At 70.0% G+C, this 18,190-nt stretch carries 15 protein-coding genes and 1 pseudogene; 3 read left to right on the forward strand and 13 right to left on the reverse strand.

Features of this window, described 5'->3' with window-relative positions; all coding sequences use genetic code 11:
* Positions 1 to 44: 44 nt before the first annotated feature.
* Positions 45 to 983 carry a LysR substrate-binding domain-containing protein gene (locus ACIRGB_RS01880; protein ID WP_403857635.1) on the reverse strand — a complete coding sequence of 313 codons (939 nt, stop codon included), beginning with the start codon at positions 981 to 983 and terminating at the stop codon, positions 45 to 47.
* Between the two features lie 136 nt (positions 984 to 1,119).
* On the opposite strand from ACIRGB_RS01880, the gene ACIRGB_RS01885 reads away from it, so the two are divergent.
* Complete coding sequence (locus ACIRGB_RS01885; RefSeq protein ID WP_403857639.1) at positions 1,120 to 1,674, forward strand: peroxiredoxin; 555 nt, start codon at positions 1,120 to 1,122, stop codon at positions 1,672 to 1,674.
* Positions 1,675 to 1,680: 6 nt separating this feature from the next.
* Positions 1,681 to 2,217 carry an alkyl hydroperoxide reductase gene (locus tag ACIRGB_RS01890; RefSeq protein WP_403857642.1) on the forward strand — a complete coding sequence of 179 codons (537 nt, stop codon included), beginning with the start codon at positions 1,681 to 1,683 and terminating at the stop codon, positions 2,215 to 2,217.
* Between the two features lie 74 nt (positions 2,218 to 2,291).
* On the opposite strand, the gene ACIRGB_RS01895 is transcribed toward ACIRGB_RS01890, so the two are convergent.
* The 10 genes from ACIRGB_RS01895 to ACIRGB_RS01940 all read right to left on the reverse strand — a co-directional run bounded on the left by ACIRGB_RS01895 (position 2,292) and on the right by ACIRGB_RS01940 (position 13,316).
* Positions 2,292 to 3,764, reverse strand: coding sequence for an AI-2E family transporter (locus ACIRGB_RS01895; RefSeq protein WP_403857645.1), 1,473 nt, complete (start codon positions 3,762 to 3,764; stop codon positions 2,292 to 2,294).
* A gap of 162 nt (positions 3,765 to 3,926) precedes the next feature.
* Positions 3,927 to 4,625: a lytic transglycosylase domain-containing protein gene (locus ACIRGB_RS01900; protein WP_403857648.1), complete on the reverse strand. Its 699-nt coding sequence runs from the start codon at positions 4,623 to 4,625 to the stop codon at positions 3,927 to 3,929.
* 409 nt (positions 4,626 to 5,034) lie between these two features.
* Positions 5,035 to 6,360 carry a PhoH family protein gene (locus ACIRGB_RS01905; RefSeq protein WP_403857651.1) on the reverse strand — a complete coding sequence of 442 codons (1,326 nt, stop codon included), beginning with the start codon at positions 6,358 to 6,360 and terminating at the stop codon, positions 5,035 to 5,037.
* Positions 6,361 to 7,492: 1,132 nt separating this feature from the next.
* Entirely contained in the window at positions 7,493 to 8,296 is an 804-nt protein-coding gene (locus ACIRGB_RS01910; RefSeq protein WP_403857653.1) for a class I SAM-dependent methyltransferase, read from the reverse strand.
* 2 nt (positions 8,297 to 8,298) lie between these two features.
* Positions 8,299 to 9,174: an LLM class flavin-dependent oxidoreductase gene (locus ACIRGB_RS01915; protein ID WP_403857656.1), complete on the reverse strand. Its 876-nt coding sequence runs from the start codon at positions 9,172 to 9,174 to the stop codon at positions 8,299 to 8,301.
* Positions 9,175 to 9,183: 9 nt separating this feature from the next.
* Positions 9,184 to 9,900 (reverse strand): hypothetical protein, encoded by a 717-nt coding sequence (locus tag ACIRGB_RS01920; protein WP_403857659.1) that lies wholly within the window; start codon positions 9,898 to 9,900, stop codon positions 9,184 to 9,186.
* A complete protein-coding gene (locus ACIRGB_RS01925) occupies positions 9,897 to 10,490 on the reverse strand; it encodes a hypothetical protein (RefSeq protein WP_403857662.1) in 594 nt (197 codons plus the stop codon). The genes ACIRGB_RS01920 and ACIRGB_RS01925 overlap by 4 nt, the downstream gene beginning before the upstream one ends.
* Before the next feature lie 87 nt (positions 10,491 to 10,577).
* Positions 10,578 to 11,930, reverse strand: a complete 1,353-nt coding sequence (locus tag ACIRGB_RS01930) for a hypothetical protein (RefSeq protein ID WP_403857665.1) — start codon at positions 11,928 to 11,930, stop codon at positions 10,578 to 10,580.
* Positions 11,927 to 12,244, reverse strand: a complete 318-nt coding sequence (locus ACIRGB_RS01935) for a hypothetical protein (RefSeq protein ID WP_403857668.1) — start codon at positions 12,242 to 12,244, stop codon at positions 11,927 to 11,929. The genes ACIRGB_RS01930 and ACIRGB_RS01935 overlap by 4 nt, the downstream gene beginning before the upstream one ends.
* Positions 12,245 to 12,683: 439 nt before the next feature.
* Positions 12,684 to 13,316, reverse strand: a complete 633-nt coding sequence (locus ACIRGB_RS01940; RefSeq protein ID WP_403857671.1) for a hypothetical protein — start codon at positions 13,314 to 13,316, stop codon at positions 12,684 to 12,686.
* A 264-nt stretch (positions 13,317 to 13,580) separates the two neighbouring features.
* Here ACIRGB_RS01940 and ACIRGB_RS01945 point away from each other — a divergent pair.
* Positions 13,581 to 14,082: pseudogene (locus ACIRGB_RS01945) on the forward strand (IS5/IS1182 family transposase); the annotation flags it as partial.
* 41 nt (positions 14,083 to 14,123) lie between these two features.
* On the opposite strand, the gene ACIRGB_RS01950 reads toward ACIRGB_RS01945, so the two are convergent.
* Entirely contained in the window at positions 14,124 to 16,766 is a 2,643-nt protein-coding gene (locus tag ACIRGB_RS01950; protein ID WP_403857674.1) for an AAA family ATPase, read from the reverse strand.
* A 526-nt stretch (positions 16,767 to 17,292) separates the two neighbouring features.
* Positions 17,293 to 18,177, reverse strand: coding sequence for an alpha/beta fold hydrolase (locus ACIRGB_RS01955; protein ID WP_403857677.1), 885 nt, complete (start codon positions 18,175 to 18,177; stop codon positions 17,293 to 17,295).
* Positions 18,178 to 18,190 lie beyond the last annotated feature (13 nt).

Below are 18,190 nucleotides of genomic sequence, written 5' to 3' on the forward strand. Positions count from 1 at the left end.
GCCGAGGGACCGAAGGACCGCCCCTGGGGCGGTCGTTCGGTCCCTCAGGCGTGCACCGTCCGCACCGGCAGGTCCGCCATCGCCTCCCGCAGGGCCGCCGCCAGTTCCTCGTACTCCGCCGAGCGGGCCGCGCCCGTGCGCATGGCGAGGGCGATGCGGCGGGTGGGGGCCGGGTCGGTGAAGGACGCGGTGAGGAGCTGGCTGGAGCGGGAGGTCTCCACGCGGACGGCGGTGCGCGGCAGCAGCGTCACCCCGAGGCCGCCCGCCACCAGCTGCACCAGCGTGGACAGTCCGGCGGCCGTGGTCGTCGCCGGGACACCCGCGCGGCCCGCCTCGCGGCAGATGTCGAGGGCCTGGTCGCGCAGGCAGTGCCCCTCGTCGAGCAGCAGCAGCCTCAGCTCGCGCAGCACCGAGCGCTCCAGGCCCTCCCGGCCGCCGAGCCGGTGGTCGAGCGGCGTGACCAGGACGAAGTCCTCGTCGAAGAGCGGGAGTTCGCTGACGCCGGGCACGCCCAGGGGGACCGCGAGCAGGAGCAGGTCGAGGCGGCCGGTGGTGAGCCCGTCCAGCAGGCTCGCGGTCTGCTCCTCGTGGACCTGGAGGTCGAGGTCGGGGTAGCGGTCGTGGACCAGCCGCAGCACCGTCGGCAGCAGGTACGGCGCCACCGTCGGGATGACGCCGAGCCGCAGCGCGCCGGTGAAGGGCGCCCGGACCGCCTCCGCCTCCTCCAGCAGCGCGCCGACCTCCGCCAGGACCGCCTTGGTCCGCACCGCGAGCCGTTCCCCGGCCGGCGAGAGCAGCACCTTGCGCGTCGTACGCTCCAGGAGCGTGACACCCAGTGCCTCCTCCAGGGCGGAGACGGCACCCGAGAGCGCCGGCTGGCTCATACCGATCGCGGCGGCGGCGTCGCGGAAATGCAGGTGCTCGGCGACCGCGTCGAAAGCCCGCAGCTGAGCGAGGCTGGGCTGCCTCTTCTTAGTGGTCACTAATAGCCACCTCCGATCAACTCGACCGATTGTAGCTATTTCACTAATCAATGCACCCTGTGCCAACATCAACAGCGTCCAACCCATGGAAACGCTCGCAAAGCGGGTGTTTCTTCGCTGCACTTTTGGAGAGCGCGTGCTCACTGTCGGTGACAAGTTCCCCGAGTTCGACCTGACCGCCTGCGTCTCGCTGGAGAAGGGCAAGGAGTTCCAGCAGATCAACCACAAGACCTACGAGGGTCAGTGGAAGGTCGTTTTCGCGTGGCCCAAGGACTTCACCTTCGTGTGCCCGACCGAGATCGCCGCCTTCGGCAAGCTGAACGACGAGTTCGCCGACCGTGACGCCCAGCTCCTCGGCTTCTCCGGCGACTCCGAGTTCGTGCACCACGCCTGGCGCAAGGACCACCCGGACCTGACCGACCTGCCCTTCCCGATGATGGCCGACTCCAAGCACGAGCTGATGCGCGACCTCGGCATCGAGGGCGAGGACGGCTTCGCGCAGCGCGCGGTCTTCATCGTGGACCAGAACAACGAGATCCAGTTCACGATGGTCACCGCCGGCTCCGTCGGCCGTAACCCCAAGGAGGTCCTGCGGGTCCTCGACGCCCTCCAGACCGACGAGCTCTGCCCGTGCAACTGGAGCAAGGGCGACGAGACCCTGGACCCGGTCGCGCTGCTGTCGGGGGAGTGAGCTGACATGTCCCTCGACTCCCTGAAGTCCGCCGTGCCGGACTACGCCAAGGACCTGAAGCTCAACCTGGGTTCGGTCATCGGCAACTCCGACCTCCCGGCGCAGCAGCTGTGGGGCACCGTGCTGGCGACCGCCATCGCCTCGCGCTCCCCCCTCGTGCTGCGCGAGCTGGAGCCGGAGGCGAAGGCCAACCTGTCGCCGGAGGCGTACTCGGCCGCCAAGTCGGCCGCCGCCGTCATGGCGATGAACAACGTCTTCTACCGCACCCGGCACCTGCTGTCGGACCACGAGTACGGCACCCTGCGCGCCGGTCTGCGGATGAACGTCATCGGCAACCCGGGCGTCGACAAGGTCGACTTCGAGCTGTGGTCCTTCGCGGTGTCCGCCATCAACGGCTGCGGCATGTGCCTGGACTCGCACGAGCAGGTGCTCCGCAAGGCCGGTGTGGACCGCGAGACGATCCAGGAGGCGTTCAAGATCGCCGCCGTGGTCGAGGCCGTCGGCGTCACGCTGGACGCCGAGGCGGTCCTGGCCGCCGAGTAGTCCCGCTCCGCGCGGCACACACGGCACGGGCCCCGCCCACCTCTCCGAGAGGTGGGCGGGGCCCGTTCGCGTGTCTAGGCCGGGGAGGAGTCCGACGGCGGGCCGTCCACCGGGGACTCCGGTGGCTTCGGGGCCTCCGGAGATGCCGGGGCCTCCGGGGACTCCGGGCTCTTCGGCGGCCCGGGTGGCCGGTCGGCCGCCGGGGCGGCGTCGGACGAGGTGGCGCCGTGCGGCCCGGGCGTCTGCCGCAGGGCGGCCTCACGTGAGTACGCCCGCAGATAGCCCACGACGGTGTTGGTCACCGCCACCAGCGGCACCGCGACCACGGCGCCGCCGATGCCGGCCACCATGCCGCCGGCGGCCACCGACAGCACCACCGCCAGCGGATGGACCCGCACCGCCCGCCCGAGGATGAACGGCTGGAGGATGTGCCCCTCGATCTGCTGCACCGCCAGCACCACGACGAGCGTCATGACCGCCGCGAACACGCCCTGCGTCACCAGCGCCACCACGACCGCGAGCGCGCCCGACACCACCGCGCCGACGAGCGGCACGAAGGCGAACAGGAAGATGAACACGGCCAGCGGGACGGCCATCGGCACGTCCAGGAAGTAGATGCCGAGGCCGATGAAGATGGCGTCGATGAGCGCGACGATCACCGTGCCGCGCACATAGGCGGTCAGCGTCCGCCACGCGCGCGGACCGGCCCCGGCCACGCCCGGCCGGGCGGCCGCGGGCACCAGCTTCAGCGACCACTGCCAGATGCGCTTGCCGTCGTAGAGCAGGAAGAGCGTCGAGAAGGCGGCCAGCAGGATGCCGGTGAGCGCCTCGACGACGACCGTGACGCCCTCGAGTCCCGCGGACGTTATCTGGTCGGTGTTGGCGCCGACCGCTTCCCGCAGGTTCTTGGCGATCTCGTTGATCTGCTTGTCGGTGACGTGGAACGGGCTGTTCAGCAGCCAGTTGCGCAGTTCGTCGATGCCGTCCTGGACCTGGTCGGAGAGGTTGTCGATGTTCTCCATCACCTGCCAGGTGACGAACCAGCCGATCAGACCCATGATCACGAATCCGAGGATCGCGGTCAGCGCGGTGGCCGGCCCCCGCGGCACCCCGCGCCGGCGCAGCCAGGCCACGGCCGGCTGGAGCAGCGCGGTGATCAGCAGCGCGGCCACGAACGCCAGCACCACCAGTTGTACGGCGCTGATGACCCGCATCAGCACCCACACGGTGCCCGCGAGCACCAGCAGCCGCCAGCCGGCCTCCGCGGCCACCCGTACTCCCCAGGGCACGGCCTGCGCCGGGTCGGGGCGGTAGCCGACGACGACCGGACGGTGTGCCTCGGGGTGCTCCGCGGCCGGGTCGCCGCTCGCGCCCGCGGTCGCGTCCTCGGCCGGGTCGTCCAGGGGCCGCCGCACGGGATGGGGGGCCGGCACCGGTCCGTCGTCGGCGTCGGCCCGCCGCGCCTCTTCGCGGCGCTGCTCCAACCGCTCGCTCAACCGCGTCAGTCCAGCGCCGACCCGGCCGAGCCACCCTGGCACTCGTGACATGATCCGTCCTCTTCCCCCGTCTCTCCCCACCACTCCCCCCGGAGTCGTTCCGGTCCGACCGTACATGGCGGGAACGCGAAAGCCCCTCACCCTAGGACGGTGAGGGGCTGCGCGAGGTTGAGCGTGGGCCGCGCCGACGGCGACGACGGCCGGACGGCGGGCTCAGTACCAGTGGTTGGCCTGCCAGAAGGACCAGGCTTCGCACGGGCTACCGTAGCGGCTGTCCATGTAACCGAGGCCCCACTTGATCTGCGTGGCCGGGTTGGTCCGCCAGTCGGCGCCCGCGGAGGCGTACTTGCCCGCGGGGAGGGCCTGGAAGAGGCCGTAGGCACCGGAGGAGGCGTTCACGGCCTGGTAGTTCCAGCTGGACTCGTGATTCACGATGTTGCTGAAGCACTGGAACTGACCGCTGGGCACCATCTGACGGGCCATCGCCTGGATCTGGCTGGTGCTGTAGGAGCTCTGGACGGCGAAGGTGGTGGACTCCCGCTTGGCGTCGCGGCTGGCCGCCTCCTGCGCCGCCTCGCGCTGCTTCGCCGCCTGGGCCGCCTTCTTGGCCTTCTCCTGCTTGGCCACGGCGGTCTGGGCGGCTGCCTTGCGGGCCGCCTCCTCGGCGTCCTTCTTGGCGCTCGCGTCCGCCGCGATGGCCTGCACGTCGGCCTGCTGCGTCAGGGACGCGGTCTGCACCTGCGCCTGCTCACCCATGGGGATGTCGGCAAGCAGGGTCGTGCCTGCTGCCGTCGCCTCCGCGTCGTCGTTGCTCTGCGCGACGCTGCCCGAGGCAACGCCGACGACGCTTCCGACGGCGGTGACCGCCGTGGCCGAGGCCACTGCGAATCCCCGGACCGAGATCCGGCTCACACGGTTTCCTTCCAGCATCGCCCGCTTCGGTGACCCTCGCGGACGCAATCGTGCCCCTGACGCTGGCCTCCCCAACTACGGGTCACGGGAGGCACGGGCCCGGTGGACGACTCCCTCGTCGGGAGCGCCGCGTGGTGCTCGGGCGGCATACGACTCTGCTATGGAGTTGGATCTGGTGCTTCTGGGGCGCCGTACCGCTGAGGGTACGGCTGTGTCGTATGCGGGGCCTGACAGGAAGGAGACTCTGCCGTAACCCGGCGGGTGAGGCAATTCTGTGCTGCGTGTGAAAGCTCACATCCCGTTTGGCCCAGGGGATTCACGGAAATCCCCCCACACCGAGGCGCCGCCCGGCTAGGCTCTGGGCCTTTCCGGACGGCGCCGAACTGACGGGTAACCGACTTCTGTCGGGTCAGATGTGACCGTCCTCCAGCATTTCGGTCACGAGTGCCGCGATCTGGGACCTCTCGGAGCGGGTCAGGGTGACGTGCGCGAAGAGCGGATGCCCCTTCAGCTTCTCGACGACGGCGACGACCCCGTCGTACCGGCCCACCCGCAGATTGTCCCGCTGTGCCACGTCATGGGTGAGCACGACCCGGGAGTTGGCCCCGACCCGGGACAGCACGGTCAGCAGGACGTTCCGCTCCAGCGACTGGGCCTCGTCGACGATCACGAACGCGTCGTGCAGCGAGCGCCCCCGGATGTGGGTGAGCGGCAGCACCTCCAGCATCCCGCGCGCGGTCACCTCCTCGATGACCTCCCGGCTGGTGACGGCCGACAGCGTGTCGAAGACCGCCTGCGCCCAGGGGCTCATCTTCTCGGCCTCGGAGCCGGGCAGATAGCCGAGTTCCTGCCCGCCCACCGCGTACAGCGGACGGAAGACCATCACCTTCTGGTGCTGCCGGCGTTCGAGCACGGCCTCCAGCCCCGCGCACAGCGCGAGCGCCGACTTGCCGGTGCCGGCCCGGCCGCCCATCGACACGATGCCGATGTCCGGGTCGAGGAGCAGGTCGAGCGCGATCCGTTGCTCGGCGCTGCGGCCCTTGATGCCGAACGCCTCCCGGTCGCCGCGCACCAGCCGGACGTTCCCGTCGGGCGTGACCCGGCCGAGCGCCTTGCCGCGCTCCGACTGGAGGGTCAGCCCCGTGTGCACGGGCAGGTCGGCGGCCTCGGGGACGTAGACCCGGCCCTCCTCGAAGAGCACGTCCACCTGCTCGCCCGGCAGGGTGAGTTCGGACATCCCGGTCCAGCCGGAGGAGTCCGTGATGGCCAGCTCGGCGCGGTACTCCTCGGCGAGGAGGCCGACGGAGGACGCCTTGATCCTGAGCGGGAGGTCCTTCGAGACGACGGTGACGTCGAATCCCTCCGCCTGCAGGTTGCGGGCGACCGCGAGGATGCGGGAGTCGTTGTCCCCCAGGCGGTAGCCGGTGGGCAGCACGCTGGGGTCCGAGTGGTTGAGCTCGACACGGACGGTGCCGCCGAGGTCCCCGATCGGGATGGGGGCGTCGAGGCGACCGTGCCGCACCCGGAACTCGTCGAGCAGGCGCAGGGCCTGCCGGGCGAAGTACCCGAGTTCGGGATGGTGCCTTTTGGCCTCCAACTCCGTCACCACGACGATGGGGAGCACGACCTCGTGCTCGTCGAAGCGGCTCAGGGCGTTCGGGTCGGCCAGCAGGACGCTGGTGTCGAGAACGTAGGTGCGCCTGTCGGGCTTGTGGCGCTTTGTGCTGGTCACCACGGAAGGACGTACCCCCTCGGAAGAGGTCGGGGAGCGACGGAGTGGACGCTGGACCGGGAGGGCCGTAACGATCCGGCCGGTCGAGGGCCGCCCTGCACTGGCGCGGGCCGTGGACCGGCCCTCCGCCGCGTCTTCCGTGCCGTGACCGCACGGTGGGGCTGGTGCAAAGGGCCTCCCGGGCGGACGGCTCCGTGCCGTCCGCTGAGAACCGACACCCGTGGTTCGGGCGTCGACCTGCTTGGCTTATTCCCTCGAACGAGCGCGGCCATGCCACGACACAGGTCGGCGCACCGGTGAACTCCTCGTTACGGGCGTACCGCTCGGGGGGCGCCCGAGAGACGGCGCGGAAGGCAGCCCGGGATGTGGCCCTGGAAGCGGCCCGGGACGCGGCCCGGGAGGGCGCAAAAAAACGGGCCGGTCCGTGGGGGGGGAGACGGACCGGCCCGAGGGGGGGTTTCCACCATAACCCTTCGTAAGTGATGCTGCGTGCATCGGCGTGCCACAACTACTCTCCGAAGTCGACCGGCGACGCCCGGATGCCCACGGAAGCCCTCATTCCGCCCCGAACGGTGGCCAAATCACCGCGTGTCCCCAGGTGACGACCGATTCGGGTGCGACGGAGGTGACCGGCCGGGCCGATGAGAGGCGCCGCGGCACGCTTTCCCGCTTCCCCCATCCGGGTGACGTCACCGGCGCACACGGGCTTGACCCGACGCTTGACGAGGCGCCCGACCGATGGGGACCCGACTCTCGCTCCGGCACCGCGCAGCCCCCTCCACTGCGCGGTGCCACGCACGCGGCTTTGCTCACGCGAATTACCTGGGCTCGAACTTACGCGATCGGGTGGGCCGAGTACGACCCGAGAAGGACAACGCTGAATAACGATGTGGCCACCCGGTGAGGATCGATGGGTGATTCCGTACCCTGCCTCCGGGCGCGCGAACATTTGCGAAGGTGCGCCCCCTTAGGCCCGAAAGATCCCCACTCCCGGGGGCGCACGCGTGAGGACGCGGACTCGGCGGCTGCCGGAGCCGCAGCGGCGTCATGTCACGGCGTGTCAGGGCATCGCGTGTGAGGGCATGGCGTGTCAGGGCATGGCGTGTCAGGGCATGGCGTGTCAGGGCATGGCGTGTCAGGGTATTGCCTGCGGCTTGCGCACGTCGAAGAGATGACGGGAGCTGTGGGCGACGAAGGGCCCCTCGTCCTCGATGCGCTCGTGCAGCTCGCGCAGCCGGTCCCGGTAGGCGTCGACGGTGAATCCGGGGACCATCCACACCACCTTGCGCAGGAAGTGGACCACGGCACCGATGTCGAAGAACTCCATCCGCAGCCGCTCCGCCCGCACCTCCACGACCTCCAGCCCCGCAGCCTCGGCGTCGGCACGCTCACGCTCGGGATGCCGGTGGCGGTGGCTTTCTTCCGGCAGCGGCCCGAGGAAGTACTCGACGAGCTCGAAGACGCTGGCGGGACCGACGTGCTGGGCGAAGTAGGTGCCGCCGGGCGCGAGCACGCGGGCGAGCTCGTCCCAGTGCGGCTCGACCGGATGCCGGCTGACGACCAGGTCGAAGGCGCCGTCCGCGAAGGGCAGGGGCACGTCGTCCGCCGAGGCGACCACGGGGACCCCGCGCGGGCGCAGCAGTCGGGTGGCCTCGGCGACGTTGGGCGCCCAGCCCTCGGTGGCGACGACGAGCGGGGCACGGTGAGGGCCGGCGGCTTCGAGGGCGAAGTCCAGCACCTCCCCTCCCCCGGTCTGCACGTCCAGTACGGCACTGGCCCCGGCCAGCCGCTCCGCCATGGACCGCGCGTACCCCCAGGACGGCCGGGCCTCGGTGGCCCGCCCCCCGAACCAGGAGAAGTCCCACCCCTCGGTGGGAACGGAGGCGCCCTCGGCCACGAGCTCGTCGAAGTCGCGTCGGCCGGAACGGTGCGCGGACATGACTACTCCCCCACCAAGGGCCGTACCCGCTCGGCGGCGAACCGTACGAATCCCTCCGGGTCGGGCTCGTCGCCGGTCGGCTGGAGGATCACGGTGTCGGCCCCGGCCTCGGCCAGCCGCCGCACGGCGTCGGCGACGGCCTCCGCGTCCCCGGCGGCCCCGAGGTCCGGGACGTCCCCGACGCCTTCGGCGACCAGCTCGTTCCGCAGCCGTTCAGCGGCGCCGGGGCCGGTGGCGGCGAGGAGATACACGACGACCTTGTGCGCGTCCGTCCGCCCGGCCGCCGCCCGCCCTTCGTCGATGAGCCGCCGGGCGCGGCTCACCCCGTCCGGCGGGGTGTTCGCGGTGAGCACGGTCCCGTCGGCGGCCTCACCGGCCAGCCGCAGCGAACGGGGCCCGGTGGCGCCGGCGAGCACCTCGACGGCCTGCTCCGGCGGCCAGTCGAGCGCGACGTCGTCGAGGCGGACGTAGCGCCCCTTCGACGTCACGCGTTCTCCGCCCAGCAAGGCCCGCAGCGCCACGAGATGCTCCCGCAGCAGCGTCAGCGGCGACTCGGCCCGCGCTCCGACCTGCCCCATCCAGTCCTGCACCCCGTGGCCCACGCCGAGGACGGCACGGCCGGGGAACATCCGGTGCAGCGTGGCGGCCTCCATCGCGGTGACGGCCACGTTCCGCAACGGCACGGGCAACAGCCCGACGCCGACCCGCACCCGCTCGGTCCACGCGAGGGCGGCGGCGGCCGTGGAGATACCGCCCTCGCGGAAACAGTCCTCCCACAGCCACAACTCCTCGAGCCCCACCTCATCGGCGACACGAGCCACGGCACGCAGTCGCTCGGGGGCCAGCTGAGGGCGGAATACGGCACCGAGTCCAGTCATGCTGCCTTCCTACCGTCGGCCGAGGCCCCGTTCAACACCATTACGACGCCACCCCAACGGGTCCTCGAAACGAACGGTCTCCACCATCCCCCTCAGCAACGCCCGGTACTCCTCCCGACGCGCGACCGCGACAGTACTGACCGTGAACACGGCCAGCCGCTTGCAGTCGGGGTGGGGGAGGTGGGCGTGGACCTGGAGGAGGGGGACGTGGGGGAGCCCGCTCTCCGCCGCCGGACGGCGTAGGACCTCACTGATGGTGAGGGGGCCACAGGGCAGTTCGAGATACTCGACATGGCGGTGCCCGCCCGATGCGGTAACAGCCCGGGCCGCGGTCGCGGCACGCGGAGCCGTAGCGGTGTCCCGCCAGGTGATGGTGAACAGAGAGAGCAACGGCTGCGCTCCGCCGCCTACGTCGTCACGGTGCAGGCCGACGGAGCAGTGGACCGTCCCGAACTCGCGTAACGCTCCCAGCGCCTGCTGTCCCGAGGCGAAGAACGCGATGAACTGCTGTCGGGCCATTTCGTTCGGGGCCGAGGCGAGCAACGGCGCAGCAGCCGCAACCAGTAGCTCCGCCTCCGGCGTGTTCCATTCGGCAAGCAGGGCGTTCATGGGCAGCGCCGTGAACCCTGCCGGCTCGGCAAACCAGAGCTCTGCGTGTGGATCCTGGACGGATTCGTGGACGGTGACGGCAGCGGGCCAGACGGCATGCCCCCTTCCAGGGTTCACGAGTGGACGGGATAGACACCGGCACGTCGTCCGCGCTCAATGTCATCGGGAGTAGCGCCCCAGTCGGCGAAGCGCCAGCCACTCTGCACGTCGATTCGCTGCTCGACCACATGCAGACGGCGAGGACCCGTTCCCCTGCGAGTAGGTGCGGCAACGAGCCCGATGAAGCGCGGGTCCCCAGCGAACCAGATGGTTTCGATCTCAGCCTTGAGGCGTGGCTTGGCACGAGGAGCCATACGGCGAGCCCACCACTCCGTGCGGAGATGCTCGGAGAACACAAGCGGCAACTGCTGCTCCTCATTGGCCGGGTTGGGAAACTCAAACCACCCATACTGCTTGGCTACCACTTCGGGACGCTTCGTCAGCCCCCGGACAACATCACGCTCCAACTGCCACGGGTACGTGCGAAGAATGCGGAGCATCAAGAAGGCGGCCGGGAAATACTTCAGCTGCGTCAGTCCTCGATAAGGCGCGTAGATGAAGTACGGCATGAAGAGCCATACAACCCAATTCGGGGTGTGCAGCGAAACCCCTAGGAGTGCGACCCAGCCGCCCGGCCAACAGATCAGCCCGATAATATTCATGGCCATGTGAGAAATCCATGCCTTTCGCGTGGGAAGGTGATCCCAAGCTGTCGTGCATGCGACAGGATTCACAGCCAACTCTCCCTGTGAGCGTTAGAAGACATGGCGGACGAGGCCGATGATTCCACCGTTGTCGAGGACCAAGCGCGAGCCGTCGATCCCTGCGACGGCCCCATCCTTGATGCCGTCGTCTTCAGCGTCCACCGCCTTGTTGTACAACCCGAAACCTCCGGTGCCGACCCCAGCAACACCCGAGACTGCGGACACTACATCTGCCGCCTTCTCCGGGTTACTGAAACCACGTACTGCTCGCGCAACAAGTCCGTTCTCCAGCCCTGCAATGCGCCCGGCCTCGTCTAGTGACTTTGAACCATAAGATGACGCTCTCTGCCAGAAACTGAGTGACTGCCCGCCAGTCCGAATTGCATGCGCCGCTTCTTTACTTCCCTTTGCCACAGCTCCCAGCCCTGGCAAAACTCCTGCAAAATCCGCCCCCACCGAGACCGCGTTGCTCCAGAAATCCGCGTCGAGTTCCCCTTTGGTGAGGCCGTCCATCAGGGAGGCACGTACCTCTGCGTCACCGAGCCGCAGACCAAGAGCCGTAGCACTCAGCCCAGACGCCGTCAGCATCAACGCCGCCACCGTCACCAACCCCAGCGGCCCGGCGAAGAGAAGCGCCACGACCCCGATCACCCCCGCCACGAAGCTGAGGATGTCCGGGAGGTTGTCGCCCAGCCAGTCGAGTGCCTCGTCGAACCACCCCGGCTCGTGCGGCACCAGCTTCTTCGTGGCGTCCCGGATCTTCCGCGCCCGGTACCCGGCCTTCTCCTCATGCTCCTCGGCCAGCCTCTTCGCCTTGCCGATGATCTTCTTCAGCTCGGCCAGGGCATCGTCGAGCTCACCGTTCGCGCGCGTAAGCGCCTTCTGCGCGGCGTCGCCATCGACCCCCTTTTCCTTCAGGCCGGGATCACGACCCGCCGAGTCCGCGCGCCCCTGTGCACGGTCGACCGCGGCCTGGGCGTCCCTCGCGTCGTCCTCCAGCTTCCTGGCCCGCCGCTGAAAGTCGTCGAGCTCGCCCTCCCAGCGGTCCAGCTGCCTGGCCGCCTTGCGAATCGAGTGCGCCGCGTTCTTCAGGTTCAGCGGCAACGGGCCGCCGTCCAGCTGCTCGCGAAAGGCAACGGCGGCGTCGCCTTTCCAGCAGCTGCCGTCGAGGAGCTTGGTGACGAGGTCGTACGCCTCCTGGAGCACCTTCGCGCATCCGCTGAGCTTCTTCTCCAGCCCCCGAACGGTCTCCGTGTCCCCCGGCACGGGATTGAAGCCGAGGTGCGGATACGCCGGGTTCGGGATGGGCGGAGCGGACTTGAGCCCCTGCGGCTTGCCCAGGTCCGCCCGCGACTGCGGGTCGAGAGCGGCACCGTATTGGTCGTGGCCGGCCGTGACGGTCACGTCCCGCCGCCGCCCTTGGCCTCGCGCGACGCCCGCACCGCAGCCTCGAGCGCCTTGTCGACCTCGAGGTAACTGTCCTTGCTCTTGCCGATGATGTCGGCAAGGTCCTCCGTCTGTTTGCCGATCTCCTCGGAGCCGTACGTCCAGTCCTCCTGGAAGGCCTCGCACGCCGAGTCGAGCTCATCCGTGCCCAGCCCGGCGATCGTCGCGTCCGACAGCGCCTTCCGCACGCCCCGGAGCGAAGTCGACGACTCCTTGAGCGACTTCATGAACCGCCCGAGCTCGTCCCCGTCCACGGCAAGCCGCTCCGCCACCCGCCCGTCCCCTCTCACCGATCCACCACACCGATGAAAGGAACGACGTCATCCGTTTTCCGTGACGCTCCGGAGACCGCCGCCGCCCTGAGGACTGGCGAGACCGCTCAGCGGTTGACGGCGGAGAGGTCTCCGCCCGCGTTGCCACTGCCGGTCCAGTGGCTCTCCGGGGCATACCAGCACGCCGACGGCGACCACGACGTGGACGACGTCACTGCACCGCCCGAATCACCGCTCCCGTCCGTACGAACGGTCGAAGACAACACCACCCACGGTCACCGACACGTTCCCTTTGCCGTCGGCGTTGGCTTGTTGCTCCGTCCCGAGTTCTGCGTGCTGCCGTCCAGGATGTCTGCGGCATGCGCGGCTCCGGGCAGGGCGAAAGGCGACCGGCACCCCATCAGAACAATCGCGACCGGCAGCACCTTGGACCCATGCGTCAGGGCCAGCACTTGGCGCTCCCACTCTGCGAGGCGATGTTCTGGATCTCCCAGACGCCTGCGCCGTTCTTCTTCAGCGACGTGTGGTAGATGACGTAGCTCTTTGCAGTCACCTCAGTTTTCCTGACCTTGTTGGTCTTGAGGTACTTCACGTACGCCTTGCCTTGATCTTCGCAGTACGAGAAGGAAGCAGTACCGTCTTTGTCGACTACCACTTCAGGGGCGTAGAAGCGGTAACTTCCGGTGATTGCGGCCTTTTGATCCACGTAGTTCTCAATGAACTTCTGGGTGCCGACGGCAGCCTCACCCTCGTAGTAGTAGAGGTAATCCTTGTCGAGTGCGTCCTGGTTGACGATTGCCAAATCCACGGCCTTGATGGACTGCTCGCTATCGGCAAGAACTGCATCCTTGTCCTTGTCACCCGTCTTGGGCCAGTCGAAGGTGTACGACAGGTCATCGGGCAATTCGATCTTCGGCCGGCCGGGCTCGGACGGCTCGGACGCGGTCGGTGAGGCCGAGGGGGTGGGACTGCCGGTGTCCGCTCCGGCGATCTTGTCCTCTCCCTTGTCGGAACTGTCGTCGTTGCCGCACGCGGACAGCGTCAAGGCCGCTGTGGCGGTCAGCGTGAGCACTGCGAGGAGGTTGGGGCGGCGGCGACTCACTGTCGGCTCCTGGGCGGGACGAGGCTTCTCTTCAGCGACGCAACGCTATCCACCGGCGCCGAGGGACACCAGGGTGAGACCTCTCCCTCTGCGGCCCCAACAGGACTTGATGACAGTTCCTTTCGCCTGACGGTCGTGAGGTCAGAGTGAAGGACAGCGCGCTCTGCCTCTTACTGGCTCTAACAAAAGCTGTTGATCATGTGACTGTCGGCTGGCTGGATCGTTGGTGTGGTCGTGGGGAAGAGACAGTCGCGGCCGTGGATCGTCTCGGATGAACTGTGGTCGTTAATCGGCTCCGGGGTGACCTGCTGGCGGCCTGGAACGAGGCCGGCGTCTGGGACCAGTTGCACGGGCTCCTGCTGAAAGAACCAACTCGACTGGTCGAGGGCGGTGATCAACTCTTCCCACGTCCGGGCCGCACGCCGGGGCCCCAAAGCGGTCCCAGCCCGGTCGACCGCGCACGGCCGGGCAGCAAGCACCACCCAACTGCTGCCCTTGCTTGACAAGATCCCGGCCGTGGCCGGGACCGTCGGGCGACCCCGTCGACGGCCCGACACGCTCTTCGCGGACCGCGGCTACGACCACGACACGTACCGCCGACTTCTGCGCGAGCGAGGCATTCGCCCGGCGATCGCCGAACGCGGGCCTGCCACACGGCACCGGCCCGGGCACCATCCGCTGGGTCGTCGAACGCACCACTTCTTGGCTGCACGGCTTCCGACGCCTGCGCATCCGCCAACCGGAGGTACAGGCCCAACACCCGCTCCCGAGCCGGGATCATCTCCGTCCGGCGATGCCGGTGGCCGCCAAGTCGCGCCGTGAGCAGAGCCCCAGCTTGGCGAACACGTTGGACAGGTGATGCCCGACGGTGCGGTCGCTGATCCGCAGACGGGCCCCGATCTCCCGGTTGGTCAGATCGCCGGCGGCAAGCTGGGCCACCCGGCTTTCCTGTGCCGTCAGCGTTGCCATGCCCGTGCCGACGGCAGTGTCACGGCGTGCGGGTGCCATGATCAGACGCTGCTCACGCCGGGCCCGCTCGAGCATCGGGTGCGCTCCCAGGGCGTGGAACGTCTCGGCAGCGGCGTCGAGCTGCTGGCGGGCGTCTCGGCGCCGCCGCTGTCGCCGCAACCACTCGCCGTAGAGCAGCCGGGCCCGTGCGTGGTCGAACGGGCGCCGGGACGCACCGGGCACGTCCAGCGCCGCCCGGTAGGACCGTTCGGCGGCGGGTTCGTCCAGCAGTGCGCGTGCCAGGTGCGCTGTGAATCTCGCCCAGTGCGCGCCGGTGCGCCGTACCCAGGCGTCGAGCGCCTCGGCGCGGCGCTGGCCGATCTCCGGCCGCCGCGCTTGCACGGCGGCCTCGATCGTGTCCAGGCTTGCCAGCAAAGCGACGATCGGATGTGCTGCCTCGTGCCCGTGCTCGTCCAAGCGGGCGAGCAGGTCGAGTGCGGCATCGGCGCGACCGGCCGCCAGTGCGGCCATTCCACGGTTCCAGTGGGCCGAGGCGCTGACCGCACGGTCGCGGCGCGGCCCGGCCAGCCGCAGGGTCCGAACGGTCAGCTGGTCGACGCTGCGGCCGTCACCGCGGGCGGCGGCGAGCCACCCGAGGCAGTTCCGGCACTCCGCAGCGATGTGCTCGGCACCGATCCGCTCGGCCGACGCGAGCCCCTCGGCCGCGGCCTCCTCCGCAGCGCCCCACCGGCCCGCGGCGATGTCGAGTCGCGCGATCCGAGCCAGCGCCGCAGCAAGCGAGGTGCCATCGGCGTGACGGCGGTGCCTGCGGACAAGGGCGTGCACGGCATCGGCGAGTGGCTCGTCGAGGCCCCACACCAGTCCGAGCGGCGACGCCGGGAGCAGCTGCGACTCCACCCGGGAGATGTGCGCCATGACGTCACCGAGTTCTGCCGACGACGCTGCCCGTGCCGGGTCCGTCGCCGGCCCCCACCACGTCCGGACGATCGGGAGGACGTCGGGCAGCCCAGGGGTCGTCAGCCCCGCGAGACGAGTGAGGGTCTCGCCGACGAGGTCGTCGCGGGCCGCGGACCATCCCGCGTGCAGGGCAGCGGCGCCGAGCTCCACTCTCATGCGCGGATCATCGAACGCGGCGATGTCGCGACTGATCGATCGGTGGGCTCGTTCCAGAGACCCCTCGGCGAGTTCGAGTACCCCGCGCAGGCCGCGGCTGGCGCGGGTGGTCAGGACCTCGTCGGTCAGGCTGCGGGCATCGGCCAGCAACCGACGCGCCATCGTGGCATCGCCGCCGTGCCAGGCGGCCACGGCCGCGCCGGCGAGCCTGCGGGTCGCAGCGGCCGGGTCGGCGGACAGCTCGGCGGCCCGCCGCAGGATCGGTACCGCGCCGGCGCCCGAGGGCACCGTCTGCTCGAGCAGCCCGGCGATCTCCTCGTCGACGCCGTGAACGGTCGCGGCCCGGTGCCAGACATGCCCGCGACTGCCCGGGGGAAGCGCGGCGGCCAGGGTCCGGTGGGCGTTCTGGCGCTCAGACGGGGAGGCGCTCGCGTAGACAGCGGCCCGGACCACCGGGTGCCGTAGCGCAGGCCGGTCGGGCGTCCCGGCGAGCAGACCCGACCAGGTCGTCTCCTCCCAGACCGGCTCCTCGGCGTCGCGGGAACGTGCTGACCGTGCGAGCGTGAGCTGATCACCGTCGGCACGAGCCGCGGCCATGAGCACGACGAACTCGCGTGCCGGGGTCGGCATGGTCTGCAGGCGCTCGGCGAAGGCCTTACGCAGCCGGGGCCCCACGGGCACCGTGCCGGCGGCAAGATCGTCGATTGGTAGAGGCAGCTCGTGCAGTGCCAGCGGGTTGCCCCCACCTGCCTTCACCGCGCGGGTGACCTCGGGGCCGTCGAGGCCGGGGTGGGCGGCGGCGACCAGTTGGGCGGCGTGGTCGTCGGCGAGAGGATTCACGGCGAGCGGATCGACCCCCTCCCACGTTCCGCCGGCGGGCGCGTCGTGGCCGGCGACCAGGACCACCACCGGATCGGTCCCCACCCGCCGGGCGACGAATCCGAGCACGAACTCGGTCTCCGCGTCGAGCCGGTGTGCGTCGTCCACGACGATCAGGAGCGGGCGGTCGACTGCCAGCGCCGACAACAGGGACAGGACCGCCACGGCGGTGAGCGACCGGCCCGCTCCGGTGACCTCGCCCGCAAGCACGCCTCGCAACGCTGCCGCCTGGGACACCGGAAGCATCGCGATCAGGTGCTCGACCGGCCGGAGCAGCGTGTCCAGGCCGGCGAAGGGGGTCCCGGACTCGCACCGTGCGGGCTGTACCGCCAGCGGGGCGAAATCGGGAGACGCCGCGGTGACGTGGTCGAGAAGTGCGGTCTTGCCGATGCCCGGCTCACCCCAGATCACCAGGGCGCCACCGGTGCCACGGCGGGCTCGGTCGAGCACCTCGGTCACGGCAGCGATCTCCGCCTGTCGTCCGACGAGTGGAGCCGGAGCACCGGTTGCCCTCATCGCGTCCTCTCAGCCGTGACCATCTTCCGGCCCCAGAGGTCCGTGCCGTACCGTCCGAGGTCGGCGGGATCGTCCGACGCCCCGACGAGGACGCCGACCCCGTGCACGAGCGCGATGCCGGTGAGCCCCGCTCTGATCCTGATGAGCGCATCCTCGGGCCCCTGCCGTGGCAGTGCCACCCCACCGAGCCGGGTCCCGTTCGGTGGTGCCGACCTGTCCGTGAAGGGTGTGCGCATGCTCAGCGGCCCGCCGCAGGTGCTTCTGGGCCCGCAGACCACGGGCCCGAGTACCTTGACCGATGGCCCCGCCGCCGCGGTGAGGGTCGGGTCCCGTTCGTCGATCGCCGACGACGAGCCTGCGCATCGAGCACGCCGAACCGCTGCCACGGCACGGGCAGCGTAGGGGCGAGGCGCTCGCCGCGGGCGCACGCCGAGGTCGGCGCCGCGGGGCGAGGCGCCGGTGGCCGTGGTCATGGCGACTCCTGCGAACCGGGGCGGACGCCCTTGGGGAGTGGGTCTCCCAGGAAGGCGAGCAGGGCGGCGTTGACCTCGTCGGCGTGAGTCCACAGCAGCCCGTGCGGGGCGCCGTCGATCTCCACGTACTGCGCGTCGGGCAGGGCCCGGCGGAAGCGGTGGGCCGTGACTTCGATGGGGAGGATCCGATCGGCGGTGCCGTGCAGGATCAGGGCCGGCGTGCCGCCGGCCCGGACGGCCTCGACGTCGGCGCGGAAGTCCTCGATCCACGAGGAGACGACGGCATGGGCGGCCACGGGGGCGCTGGAGACGGCGACGTTCCAGCTGGCTGTGACCGCCTCCTGGCCGATGCGGTGGCCCAGGTTCTCGTCGAGGTTGTAGAAGTTGGAGAAGAACTGCTCGTACCAGGCGTAGCGGTCGCCCTTGGCCGCGGCCTCGATGCCGTCGAAGACGTCCTGGGGCACGCCGTCCGGGTTGTCGTCCCGAGCGACGAGGAAGGGCTCCAGGGAGGCCAGGAAAGCGAGCTTCGCGACCCGCTGGTGGCCGTATCGAGCGATGTAGCGGGCGAGTTCGCCGGTGCCCATCGAGAACCCGACGAGGACGACATCGCGCAGGTCCAGGGTCTCCAGCAGGGCATTCAGGTCGGCGGCGAAGGTGTCGTAGTCGTAGCCGGTGCCGACCTTCGACGAGCGGCCGAAGCCGCGGCGGTCGTAGGTGATGACGCGGTAGCCGGCGGAGAGCAGCTCGCGCGTCTGGCGCTCCCAGCTGTGGCCGTTGAGCGGGTAGCCGTGGATGAGGACGACGGGCTGACCCGCGCCCTGGTCCTCGTAGTAGAGCTCGACCGGCGTGCTGTTCTCGTTCCCGATGGTTACGTGTCCCATGATCTTTCCTTTC

The sequence above is a fragment of the Streptomyces sp. NPDC102490 genome, from assembly GCF_044765285.1.
Taxonomy (GTDB): domain Bacteria; phylum Actinomycetota; class Actinomycetes; order Streptomycetales; family Streptomycetaceae; genus Streptomyces.